This is a genomic window from Corynebacterium curieae (assembly GCF_027570035.1).
In the GTDB taxonomy this organism is placed as follows: domain Bacteria; phylum Actinomycetota; class Actinomycetes; order Mycobacteriales; family Mycobacteriaceae; genus Corynebacterium; species Corynebacterium curieae.
Map to the genome: position 1 here is coordinate 645,373 of NZ_JAKMUU010000001.1, position 12,567 is coordinate 657,939.

Annotated in this window: 9 protein-coding genes; 3 read left to right on the plus strand and 6 right to left on the minus strand. The window is 57.2% G+C overall.

Annotated elements, in window-relative coordinates; genetic code table 11:
• Positions 1-76: 76 nt before the first annotated feature.
• Positions 77-1,357 (minus strand): acid phosphatase, encoded by a 1,281-nt coding sequence (locus L8V01_RS03005; protein ID WP_269945661.1) that lies wholly within the window; start codon positions 1,355-1,357, stop codon positions 77-79.
• A gap of 430 nt (positions 1,358-1,787) precedes the next feature.
• Here L8V01_RS03005 and L8V01_RS03010 point away from each other — a divergent pair, with 430 nt between their 5' ends.
• Positions 1,788-2,069 (plus strand): hypothetical protein, encoded by a 282-nt coding sequence (locus L8V01_RS03010; RefSeq protein WP_269945662.1) that lies wholly within the window; start codon positions 1,788-1,790, stop codon positions 2,067-2,069.
• A gap of 73 nt (positions 2,070-2,142) precedes the next feature.
• Here L8V01_RS03010 and dnaG read toward each other — a convergent pair whose 3' ends face one another.
• Positions 2,143-4,065 (minus strand): DNA primase, encoded by a 1,923-nt coding sequence (gene dnaG, locus L8V01_RS03015; protein ID WP_269945663.1) that lies wholly within the window; start codon positions 4,063-4,065, stop codon positions 2,143-2,145.
• Positions 4,066-4,276: 211 nt separating this feature from the next.
• Between dnaG and L8V01_RS03020 the strand changes: the two genes are divergently transcribed.
• Entirely contained in the window at positions 4,277-4,741 is a 465-nt protein-coding gene (locus tag L8V01_RS03020) for a guanyl-specific ribonuclease (RefSeq protein ID WP_269945664.1), read from the plus strand.
• A 2-nt stretch (positions 4,742-4,743) separates the two neighbouring features.
• Positions 4,744-4,977, plus strand: coding sequence for a barstar family protein (locus L8V01_RS03025; protein ID WP_269945665.1), 234 nt, complete (start codon positions 4,744-4,746; stop codon positions 4,975-4,977).
• A 141-nt stretch (positions 4,978-5,118) separates the two neighbouring features.
• Here L8V01_RS03025 and L8V01_RS03030 read toward each other — a convergent pair whose 3' ends face one another.
• The 4 genes from L8V01_RS03030 to L8V01_RS03045 all read right to left on the minus strand — a co-directional run bounded on the left by L8V01_RS03030 (position 5,119) and on the right by L8V01_RS03045 (position 12,483).
• Positions 5,119-8,385 carry an immunoglobulin-like domain-containing protein gene (locus L8V01_RS03030; protein ID WP_269945666.1) on the minus strand — a complete coding sequence of 1,089 codons (3,267 nt, stop codon included), beginning with the start codon at positions 8,383-8,385 and terminating at the stop codon, positions 5,119-5,121.
• A gap of 351 nt (positions 8,386-8,736) precedes the next feature.
• Positions 8,737-10,029 (minus strand): deoxyguanosinetriphosphate triphosphohydrolase, encoded by a 1,293-nt coding sequence (locus L8V01_RS03035; protein WP_269945667.1) that lies wholly within the window; start codon positions 10,027-10,029, stop codon positions 8,737-8,739.
• A gap of 51 nt (positions 10,030-10,080) precedes the next feature.
• Positions 10,081-11,697 carry an FtsX-like permease family protein gene (locus L8V01_RS03040; protein ID WP_269945668.1) on the minus strand — a complete coding sequence of 539 codons (1,617 nt, stop codon included), beginning with the start codon at positions 11,695-11,697 and terminating at the stop codon, positions 10,081-10,083.
• Positions 11,698-11,847: 150 nt separating this feature from the next.
• Positions 11,848-12,483 carry an ABC transporter ATP-binding protein gene (locus L8V01_RS03045; RefSeq protein WP_338081038.1) on the minus strand — a complete coding sequence of 212 codons (636 nt, stop codon included), beginning with the start codon at positions 12,481-12,483 and terminating at the stop codon, positions 11,848-11,850.
• Positions 12,484-12,567: the final 84 nt, after the last annotated feature.

Here is a 12,567-nt window from a genome sequence, read left to right on the forward strand (position 1 = left end):
CCTATGCTTGAGTTGAATACTTTTTCATTGAATCATGGGCGGCGGAGCCATGCCCCCGTTTAGGACTAAGAGTTCGCTAGCTAGTAACGCTCACGCTGCCGTCTTGACCGATGGTGACCTTGGCCGCCATGGCGCGGGCCAGGTCAAGGCGCTGCCAAGAGCCTCCTTCTGCCTGCCAGTCCAGCGGGTTGCCGGCCGGGCGTGCGGTCTGGCGTAGCACCTCGGCGCGCTGGTCCCAGGTGAGTTCTGGATGGGATGCGGCAAGGAGGACTGGGGCGGCCTGTGGGACGACCATCGGAGCATCGGTGCGGTAGCGCGGCGCGAAATCATAGTCCATGAACTTCGAGTATTCCGCTACTGCATCCTGAGTGGAGCGGTAGTCGGTGCCCTCTTCCCTATCCTGGGCCACCAATTCTTCCACCGTCTTGCCGGTGCGCCATTTGAGCTCTTTGCGCACTTCCATCGAGGCTTGCCACAAGGCATTGCGCATGCGCTTATCGTTCAAGCGATCGGCTGCGGCGGCTTGGCCAGTCATGCGACCACCGATGACGTCCAGCGGGTAATGCACGCCTAAAACCACGCGGTGGTTGCCGGCCTCCGCGCCGCGCAGCATGAGCTGCGGGCCCACCTCCGGCAGCATGAAGGACATCAGCGTGGTAATCCACGTTGCCTGATTGGTATGTCCGGAGGGGAAGGCTGGTGAGGTGGGGTAGAGATTCTTGGAGCCGTCGTCAAAGCGCTTAATTGCCTGCGGCGCGCGCTGGTACGGGCGCTGATAGTTGAAGTAGTACTTCTCCGACATCGTGGAGTTGGCCAGCCCGCCCGCGCGGGCGGCGTAGCCATTGCCCAGGAGGTATTCGGTTTTGGGCAGGCGGTGCTCGGCCAAAGCGGCGCGGAAGGCATCTCCTAAGTTCTTGCCCATGGAATCGGACACGGCGTTGAGGACACTGGTGGAACTGGCCTTAGCATCGGACTGCGCGCGCCGGATAAGGGCTTGGTCTCCTGCTGCGGCGTTATTGATGGCCACGGCCTTGTCCATATTTTCTTGGCGGATTTCTGGCTGGGCCTTAATGTGATCAAAGAGCTGGACCACCTGCCAGTAGTTGCCAAATTGGTAGGAGGAGACATCGGATTCAAAGCCCGCGATATAGTCCGTGCTAAATGGCTCCGGAACAGGTGCACCGGGGTGCTGGACCGGTTGGGCGCCGGCAGTCTGCTGGGTAACGGGCTCGCGCAGCTGGGGTACGGATACGGGGAGGGCGGCGCTGGCAGCCGGTGCCAGCGCTACGGTCAGTCCGGTGGCGGCGCACAAGGCGAGCGCGCGGGTTGCGGGGCGAAGATTATTCCGATATTTCAACGTAGAAACCTTTAACTAGCATTAAATTCCCACGCATATTATCTAGTTAAAGTTAAGGGAAGGTGAACGCGACGCTAACCTCTCGTGCACACTACCGGGGTGGCGATTAGACCTTTACGGGTTATAGCTAGCAACCTTCGGGCCATATTGGGGCTTGATGAGCAGCCGCGGCGTCTGGGTGCTGGCTAGCGGATTCCGCGGAGATGCTCGCAGTAAAAAGCGCGGCCAGCGCCACTGCTGAGGCCGCCGAATCCCTGCGCTTGTTAATTTCCACGCACTTAAACTAGCGCGTATTTCCTGCCATGAAAAGAGTTAGTCCAAAGCGGGGCTAGGACCACCCCTTAACAGTGGCTAGCGGCGAGCAACGGGCCTTCACGGTAGGCTGGTGGGGAACTTTTACTCGCACTGGAATAAGGGGACACGCTAGATAATGATCCAATTCGTCTTCGGCGCCGCAGCAGGATACGTTTTTGGCACTAAAGCTGGCCGCAAGCGCTACCACCAGATTAAGGGCGCATACGAAAAGGCCGTCAACTCCCCCGTGACCAAGTCCGCTGTGACCTCCGCGCGCAAGGCGGTAGCTAACCGCCTCGACCCAGAACCACGCATGCGCGAGGTTCGTGATTTATCCGCCAAGCGCAAGGGTAAAGGCCGGTTGCGCGGATCGCAGGTGGATAATGCGGACCGCATTTATGAACCCGATGAGGACTAGGTAGATTTAGGTCTCGCCTCTCCCCCTTCCCCTCGGCGCGCAGCTGATTCTATTGCGCGCCGAGGGGAGATTTTTATGCTTGGGGAGGCGTGCCACGGAAGGCGCGGTCATTGAGTTCGCGGCGGGCCTGTTCGAGGGCGACGAGGTCGGCGAAGAGCGAGTTATAGCTGGCTTCATCATCGGACGGGCGCATGCGACCAAGACGAGCCTTGATCTGGGCGATTTGATCGCCCACCACGGTTTCTTGCAGGCGGGAAAGGACGGAGTCGGCGTATTTTTCGGGGCCGACGTCGGTAGGCAAAATTGCTTCTACGGCAAGTTCGGAGACGAAGTTGCGGCCGGTGAGATCCTGCATTTCGCCGGCTACTGCTGCGATCCATTCCACGGCTGGCATCGTCGCACCCTGGGCGGCGCCGCCGACGGCGGAAATGGCCTCGCGGACGAGGCGGTAGGCGTCGTTGGTATAGGCGTCGGCAGTAATGCCATCGAAGTACGAGCCCGCTACCTGCGGCATCTGCAAGGCCAGCTTGAGGGCCTCGCGCTGTGGCCACAGGTGGGTTTCCTTGGGGCTCGGCGGATGGATCATCGGCACGTCCTGCTGCGCCGGCTGTTGCTTCGCGTTGTCGAAGCGACGAATGGTGGGTTTTTCGGCCTTCTTGGGCTTGCGCGCCTCGGCGCGGACCTGCTGGAGGACCTCCTCCGGGTTGGGCCAGCCCACCCAGCCGGCAAGGCGGCGGGCGTACTCGCGCTGCAGGGGCTGATCGCGGATCTGCGCTACCACCGGCACTGCGCGGCGCAGGGCCTGCAAGCGGCCCTCCGCGGTGTCGATGCGGTACTCCGCAATGACGGATTGGATAACGAACTCGAACATGGGGATGCGGTCCGCAATGAGCTCGCGCACGGCGGCGTCGCCCTTCTGCAGGCGCAGATCGCACGGGTCCATGCCGTCTGGCGCCACGGAGACGAAGGACTGGCCGGTGAATTTCTGCTCGCCGTCGAAGGCCCGCATGGCGGCCTTCTGCCCTGCCTCATCGCCGTCGAAGGTATAGATGAGCTCGCCATTGAAGTAGGAATCATCCAGCATGAGGCGGCGCAGCACCTGCAGGTGCTCGCCGCCAAAGGCGGTGCCACACGATGCTACTGCGGTTTTCACACCGGCCGCATACATGGCCATGACGTCCGTATAGCCTTCCACCACCACAGCCTGGTGGTTATCGGCGATATTGCGCTTGGCCAGATCGAGGCCAAAGAGCACCTTGGACTTGTGATAGAGCATGGTGTCCGGGGTGTTCATGTATTTGCCGAGCTTGTCGTCGTCGAAAAGCTTGCGTGCGCCAAAGCCAATGACGTTGCCGGATAAGTCCTTGATAGGCCACAGCAGGCGGCGGTGGAAGCGGTCAATGGGGCCGCGCTTGCCCATCCTGGAAATGCCGGCGGCATCCAGCTCCTCGAAGGAAAAGCCCAAGCGCAACAGGTGCTTGGTGGCGGTATCCCAGCCTTCCGGCGCATAGCCGCACTCAAAGTCATAAATGACTTCCCTGGAAAAGCCGCGATCCAGCAGGAAATCGCGGGCCGTGGCCGCCTGCGGGGTCTCCAATTGCTGGCGGTAGAACTCGTGCGCCGCCTTATTCGCGGCGATAAGGCGCTGGCGCGTGCCGGGCTTCTCATTGCGCGCGCCCGTGGAACCGCCCTGGTAATTAATGTGGTAGCCAATCTTTTGCGCTACCGCTTCTACCGCCTCTGGGAAGGAGACCTGCTCCATTTCCATCAGGAAGCTAAAGACATCGCCACCCTTGCCGGTGGAAAAGCAGTGATAGTAGCCGCGCTGCGGGCGCACGTGGAAGGACGGGGTCTTTTCATCCTTGAAGGGGCTAAGCCCCTTGAGCGAATCGTGTCCGGCGGGTTTGAGCTGAACGTACTCGCCCACGATCTCTTCTAAAGGCGCGCGTTCACGGATAGCTTGGATGTCGCTGTCCGGAATTCTGCCTTTTGCCATGCGTACAGACTACCCCGCGCGCGGTGGGAATGTTCAAATAGCTGGGTGAGGATGGTGACGTGGCCTTGGGTTCACGGATTGGGCCGAAATTACCCTCCAATGGGGTGCATTCCGCACGGCTTTGCCTACCCCCGTGACGGGGGAATTTTTGGCCTTGCTAGCGCTTTGGGCTGATTTACGTTTTTACCGCTGCACCTGCAACAATAAAGGTATGCCCAAGTCCCACGCGTCCAAGAAATCGCTCCCGGTAGCCCTCGGCGGTCTTGCGCTCGCCGTCGTGGCAGGCTACTTCGGCTTCGACCTCGGCGGCGATGGTGATTCCTCTTCCGCTTCTTCTCCGTCCGAGTCCAATGGAGGGGCCGCGCTTGGCGACGCCGATACGTGCGAGATGTCTTCCCTCCCCGCCGAGGCCAAGGACACCGCCGACGATATCTTGGCCGGTGGCCCCTACGAATATCCCGATAATGACAACGCCCGCTTTGGCAACTACGAAGGGCGCTTGCCGCAGCAGGACAAGAATTACTACCGCGAATACACGGTAGAAACACCCGGCAGTAAGAACCGCGGCGCTCGCCGCATTATCACCGGCGGCGGCAGCGAGACCGACCCGGATGTGTGGTACTACACCGATGACCACTATGAAAGCTTCTGTTCTATCCCGGACGCGGAGGAGTAATAATGCAACGCATCCTCATTACTGAACACATCCGCACCCGCGCGGATTTCTTCAACGCTCTTGGCCGCACCCGCGGCTGCGAGGACTGCGGCCCACGCAACCTCGACGACCTTGCAGATTTCCTGCGCGAGCAACACACCACCGTCATCGTCGCGTCTCATATGGAACTCGCCGAGGAAGATTTGCAGGGCGTTGCCACTGTTTTGAAGGATCAGGGAGTGAAGTTGGTGCGCTAAGTGCTTTCTTAAACCAAGCGATAGTGGTGGGTGCGTAGATTAAAGGCCGGACCGAGGACGTGGGGTCCTCAGTTCGGCCTTTTCACGCTCACGTATCACAGATACGCTATTTGTCTAACGCCAGCGAAGATGCCATGCGAACTAGAGCCCGAGGGCGCGCTTTAGCTTCTGGATGGTCTCCGGGGCGAAGTAGTTCAGCAAGCCCGCGATAATCCCGGTAGCACCCGCGGCACCGATAAGGGCGCCAAAGATGGCAGGGAGCACGCGGTGGGAGCTTCCCTGGCTCGAGCTGGAACTGCTCGAAGAGGAATCAGAACTGGAGCTGCTGCCTGGGTTGTGGCTGCCGCCAGTTGCGGTAACTTCCACGACTCGAGAAGCTAGAGCTTGGTTTCCAGCGGAGTCTGTGACGGCGTAGGTCACCGAATAAGTGCCTGGCTTGGAGGTATCCACGCTGCCGATAACCTTCACCTTATCGGTGAGATCACCATCCTCCTTGTCCTTGGCGCTCACACCCTTGGTGAGATCAGCCTCTGCGCCCTGGGAGATGGTGAGCTTCTCACTGGGGACCACAAGCTCAGGAGCCGCGTTATCCGCAGTGTTTTCCTGCGCGGTGAAGACGCCGAACTGGCGGACGATGCCGCGCTTGTTGGCGTCCTTAGAAGAGGCGTCGGCAGTCGTGGCATACCAGCCGTAGGTCTCACCAGCCTTAAGGTCCTTGTAGATCGTGCTCGTAGGCCAGCCGGACTTGGCGGTGTCTTTACCAATTTCCTTGCCGGTATCGGTCAACGCAACCATGGAATTGGTCTCGAAATTGGTCTTGCGCGTCTTGAACTGGATGGGTACGCGGAATTCATCCTCGTGGCCGTTATAGCGCTGGCGGTCGTCGTACTCGGTGGCGTTGTGGTCATCCAGCAACGGTGAGTAAGTATCCACCACCATCTCATTGTTCTTCAGGTCAAACTGCAGCAGACGCAGGTAGCTGGAACCGAAGCGAAGGCCGGTATCGCCGTCGTACTTGCCCGTCTCAGTCAGACCCAGCTCATCGGAGCCCACCTCGTAGAACTGGTAGTCCGCCAGTAGCTCGGTCACGTGGTTATTGGTATGGCCTACATCCTTGCGGGTGACAATGGATACGCCGTGCTCGTGCCCCGCCAGGACCAAAGCAACGTTCGGGTTCTTCTTGATCACATTGTCATAAACCATCACGCCATCGTGGGAGAAGTCGGAGTTGCGGCCGTCAGGGCTATTGGATGGCTTGAGGTAAGCGTGGGTGAGCACGATGGCATTGCGCTCCGGGTACTGCTTGAGCACCTTATCGGCCCAGGCTGCCTCTTCTTCGGTGACATCATAGCCCAAGTGCAGGGCGATGAAGTCCATTCCGTTGGTGGTAAAGAGGTCATAGTGGTTGTCGTTATCGCCCTCAGCATAAGGGTGGTACGAAGCATCTTCCTTGGCCCAATTGCCCTTGCCCTGCTGTGCCTCGTAGCGCTCTGGGCCGAAGTACTCGTTGTACAGGTTGCCCGCACCAACATCTTCACCGCTGATGTTGTCGTGGTTGCCCGGAAGCACGCCATTGACCACACCTGCATCTTCCAAGTTCTTCTGTGCCTTGGACGCCACCTCGAATTCCTTTTTAGCGTTGGCACGGTCCTCGCCTGCTACGCGCCAGTTCTCAATGAGGTCGCCGGTGTGTGCAGAGTAAGCAATCTTGCGCTCTTCTGCGTTATCTGCAATCCACTTGGTAACTGCGGTATAGCCTTCCTCCCACTTCTTGCGTTCCTCGGCCGTGGCCTTCTCTACCGCGCCTTCGGAGAGGTACTGGGTATCGGTATGGTGCGCAATAGCAAAGTCATAGTCGTTGGCGTCTGCGAATTCCTCGTTGACGGGCTCATTGAGGTCATCGGCAAAAACGTCATAGCCCACCACCATGGTGTGGATGGTATCGCCATCGACAAAGTCATTGTTAACCTGCGCACTCAGGCTGACTTGATCGTCGGATACACCGCGAGACTCCGCAAGCTTTTCCCACGTAGAGGTCTTGGTATTCCACGCCATGAGGCGAACAGCACGCTTGGGATCTACTGCACCGGACCAGGCAAGGTCGTGGGTCTCCTTTTCTGCGTCCTTGATAGTTAGATCAAAGCGCTGGAATGGCATGTTCTCGGTAGAAGCAGACTTCTGTGCCTCTTCGTTGGACGGGGTCAAAGACTTCTCAAAGTCCTCGCCATCCTGATATTCAAAATCCAGCTCTTCCGGGATTTCATTAAAGGTTCCTTGGAAGCCGTTCTCCGCTACGCTGACATCGGCTTCGGTGAAGGTGGTTTCCACGTCCCCACCGCTCGGGTTTTCCGCGCGGGCCGAGATGGTTGCTCCGTTGCTGGTAGGAGTGGAATCGGTTCCGGCAGCACCCGGTAGGTTGCCGGAAGTGAAATCGATGGACTGCGAGATTTGGTTGCCAAAAACATCGTGGCCTTCAACCTCGATGACGTGGTTGCCTTCCTTCAGGCCAGTGCCGATCTCCTGCCCACGCTCAATCTCCTCACCATCCAGTGTGTAGGTGAGTTCACGGGAAATGAGAGCTTCATCATTTACCGCGACATCGAAGGATACCGGGCTGGTTAGGTGATCACCGGCGCTCGGGGTGGAGCTGGTGATCTCTGCCTTCTTGTCGGTGCTCAGGTTTGAGTCCTCATACAGTGCCGTCACGTCTTGTGCACTGAGCGGATCGGAGAAGACGCGTGCTTCACTAACCGCCACGTCCGAGTAGAACTGGGCGCTATTATTTGGGCCGGAATCAGCGCCAATCATCACTGCGGTGGAATTGCTCTTCGGCTTCTTGATATCACCGGTGGCGCCGGTGTTCTCGGCGACCTTCTCACCGTTGACGTAAAGCTCATTCTTGTGGCCATCGAATACGCCGACCGCGTGATACCACTGGCCCGGTTCCATCTTCTGTTGGGCCTTCTTATAACCGCCGTTGGCATTAACGGTAAAGGTCAGCTGGTCACCATAGATGACCATAGCCCAGCCACCGGCTTCCTTATTAGCGCACAGGCTCTTTTCGTTGCCGTCAAAGTCGCCGTCATAGCGGAAGACGCACTCCACGGTGAATCCGTCTTTGACTTGGTCAAACTTATCTCCGATATCAAAGCCGACAGCATCCTTGCGGCCGTCGAACTGAGCGACAGGGCGCTCGAGCACGCTGTCCTGTGCAACTGAAGGCGCACCGATGGTTAGCGGCTCGGTTTCGGAGGCGGAGTTGGTGATGGTCCCATTGTCGAGGGCCATATCGAAGATATCTGCTTGAGGCAGGGATTGAGCAGAAGCGAATGCGGGAGCCACTAGGCTCGAACCGGCCAGGCTGATGGAGGTAATCAGAGCGGCCTTATAAAAACGTCGTTGAGACACGAGAATTCCTTGATACTTAGTAAATGGGAGAGAGTTCGCGTCCAGTCATAGTGGAAGCGAATGGGACTAAGAGTAGGCCGGCTGATTTACGTAAAGTTGTCGGAATAGTTACGCCAAAATGAACGCGATTCAAATGTTTTTGGCTAGGAATTATTTCCCTTCTCCTTTTCAAGTTAGATCGCGGCTAAATACAGAGAAAAGGGTGAAAGAAACAGGGCAGTCAGGCTAAATAGCTACGCATTGTTTAGGCATAGAGATATGCCCGAGCTGAAACGGTGGCTCTCCAGTACGGTCATTCAAGCGCGATAGGACACTGAGTTCCTCGCAGACTTAGCCCAGTCCAGGCTTGTTCTAACTCAAAAACCCTGACAGCTCCGCGCTCCGGCGGGCCAGGCGCTCGAGCCGGGACTCGGTCATGGAGGCGATCTGGTCGATGATGGCGCGGTCGCGGGCGGCGTCGGTATCGGCCTGCTCCCACCACAGCCGGAAGGTGGCATCGAGGGAGCCGGGGGCGCCGGCTACGAGGTAGTCATAGACGCGGTAGATGCGCTCGCGCTGACGGTCTTGGCGCGCGAGGTGGGCGGGCTCGTCCATGACGTAGAGGACGGCGATGGTTTTGAGCAGCTTGACCTCGGCTTCGGCTTGCTTGGGTACGACGAGATCGCCATGCATACGGCCAAGGGTATTGGAGGCGATGAGATCGGCATTGGCCTCGCTGGTGGCGCCAACAGTCGCGCCGACGTAGCGGCCCACGAGCTCCGAGGTCATCTTTTTGAGGTTGGCATAGTCGCGCAAGGAATAGTCAAAGTCACCGATGGCGTTAATGACGCTTAAGTTGCGCAGACTATCGGCCGCCTCCAAGAGCTCATCAGCGGTGCCGCCGAAGGCCTTGGCGCCCTTTTCCGCCAGCTGGGCCAGCTCCACCAAATCCCACAGAACGTTCAAAGAGATGCGCTGGGAGATGATGCCATCTTCCACATCGTGCACGGAGTAGGCGATGTCATCGGACCAGTCCATGACCTGGGCTTCGATGCACTTGCGGTTATCGGTATGGCCCTCGCGCAGCCAGTCCAAAAGGTCCGCGTCCTCGTCATAGGCGCCGTACTTGCGGTTGGTGGTGCCATCGGGATTGGTCTTGGTCCAGGGGTATTTGCAGGCGCCGTCGAGGGCCGCGCGGGTGAGGTTGAGGCCAAAGCTCTGTGGCTGGCCGTGGGCATCGTCCACGATGACTTTGGGCTCCAGGCGGGTCAGGATGCGCAGGGTCTGGGCGTTGCCTTCGAAGCCGTTGAGGGCGACCTCGTTGAGCGCGTTCTCGCCGTTGTGCCCGTAGGGCGGGTGGCCGATGTCATGGGTAAGCCCGGCCATGTCACACAGATCGGGATCGAGGCCGAGCCCAGCACCAATGCTGCGCGCGATTTGGCCCACCTCCAGCGAGTGGGTAAGCCGGGTGCGCGGGGTATCGCCGTCACGCGGGCCGACGACCTGCGTTTTATCCGCTAGCCGGCGCAGCGCCGCCGAGTGCAGCACGCGGGCGCGATCGCGAGCAAAGACCCCGCGGTGTTCCTCCACATTGTGGAAGGCTGAGCCCTTCGGCTTTTCATCGGCCAGGCGGGCAAAGTCGGCGGCGGAATAAGAATAGGACACGGCCTAAAGTTTATTCCGCGAACTGGTCTTTTGGGTGAGCAACGTGGCCGCCTAGCCATTAACGGCCTGCGGACCTTTCACAAAGTTGCTGCCAATCGCAGCCGCTCCAACGACTACTACCAAGAATAGGATGAGGCCGGGAGGAACACTCGGGAAATGAAGGACAAGCTTATGCGCGATCTGGGAGTCCATATACGTGCTTAGAAGGCCGGCTGCCCCTAATGACAAAGCCACTGCAAAAGCCGAGGGTAGACAATTGGCTAGCTTCCTGTTTCTATGTGCTTCTCCAACTGAGACTCCTTGTTCCCAAATGGCCTTAGCAAAGCGAATGAGTCGACCTTGCTGCGCCAAGGCCTGTCCGAAGATGAGAACTGCTCCCCCAACAATTACGTAGGCAAACAACGGAATAAACTCGCTCGTACCCGTACCGTTTGGTCCGTAAAACAACGTTGAAGGTAGGTTTTCGGCCCATTGTTTAGCGCTTACGACTTCCATTTCTTGAGCATCGCTAAGTTCTATTTCCTTCGAAAATACAGCTACCGCATAGGTTCCGGCTTCTCTTTCGGTTCCTCCCCATTCGGAATCTAACTCAGAATTAAAAGTTTTATCCCATGGACGCATCCAAGTCTGATCGAAGGGCGATCGGGGTTGCTTCTCGGCTACTGGTTGGTCGTTGACCAAAGCATTTACTGTTTCATCCCGATCACCCACCAACGCAAAGACAGCACCCGTTTCCATGCTGGAAGGCTGAAGCTCTTTAGAGTCCTCGACAGCGGGCACCCAGCTAAGGACGCCTAGACAGTCTTCTGCGTAGGTCTGACAAATGCTCTCAGCATCCGCCGTATTACCCGTTTGTCCGGCCTTCGGCGCTCCTACGTACACGTCTTTTACGTTGTCAGCTAATGCTTGTCTAGCGGAGAAAAGTGCCGAATCATTCGTGATGAAAAGAATGATGGGAAGCATGACAAAAATGCAGGAGACCCGCAAAACGGTATTGGCGATAAATGACCGCGCGTATCGGACTCCCAGAATCGGAGGATTCCATCCTCTAAACTTCAGCGCGAAATACTCAACGATGTAAAGAGTAACTGCATATATGAATACAGAAGCAGCGCTAACCAGTAGAGGAACACAGTAGACAAAAATTAGCGGCCATTTACTAGCGGGCGTCGCGTGAGGCATTGCGACGAATCCGCTTAGCAACACGACAAATGCTGTTATCCCCAACGGATATCGGAGAAGTTCTGCAGCTCGCGGGTTACTTGGTATTGATTCTCTACGCGTTGGGCCTCGGCTTATGTCTTCCAAAGCTTTCGTTTCTTGCCGGAAGGGAATGAAGCTCAGAAGATTAATCATGCACCACGAAAATGGTGCTACGAGCAATGGTGAAGGAAGGCCCTGGGGAAATTCAATTCCAAACCCCGAATACAAAACCAAGAAGATTGGCTTCATCAACGCTGGAACCAGTATTGCACTAATGACCGCAAAGAAGGCATAAACAACGGTTAGTTCAAGGAATAGCACTCGGCGAATTCGTTTTAGTGGTAGCCCAAATAAGCGAAGAGCCTCATAGTGGTGGCGTCTACCCTCCACAACATGTCGAATACAGTACTTGAGGGCGACAGCAAAAGGGACTGTGGAGATGATAGCTGAATACATCAGCCCCATTGACATAGATTCCTCTACCTCGTCTGCAGCTACAGTCGAAACCAACAAGCTGACAAAGAAAATGAGCACAAACGATGTAGCGAGCAACGGTATACTCTCTATGAAAGTGCTTCTGCGGATCCTCGATTCCACAGTGCGAAAGTTCACCAGTTAACCTCCGATTTCCAAGACCCGATCAGCAAATTGCGCTAAGCGATCATCGTGGGAGACAACCAAAGCGATTGCACGGTTTTCCTTTACATAGCTATGCAGGTAGCGCAGTACGGAATATGCATTTTCCTCATCTAGCGCGCTCGTCGGTTCATCTGCCAATATAAGCTGTGGCATTTTAGACAGTGCTGTAGCGATGGCGGCACGTTGACGTTGCCCTCCTGACAGCTCATGCGGGAGGGCGCCACGATATTCGCTCATGCCCAGTTGAGCTAGGAGAGAAAGATTATCGTCCGAGGTTACATCGTCCCCACTCAACCCTTGAGCAAAGGAAAGATTCTCGTCGATGGTCAAGCACGGCACTACGCCGGAATCCTGAAACACGATTCCCATCGACTTTGCTCGAAACTTGTCTCTGCTTTGAGCAGAAGAGTTCCACAAATCATTTCCGAATAGGTCGACGGTCCCCGATGACGGCTTCTGGAGCCCAGAGATTACGCGGAGCAGTGTAGATTTGCCGGAACCTGAGGCCCCACGAATCCAAGTAAGTGTACCTGGCTCGTGCACGGAGTCGATAGAGAAGAGCGGTCTGCTTTTCCTACTTAATTTCACTGATAGGTCCTGCAGCTTAAGCACGCTCTCCTCCTGATGCTCCGTAGCATTTCAACGATCACCAAATAATGGCTGGGTGTTATTCCTCGGCTCCCCGTAAGTAAATAA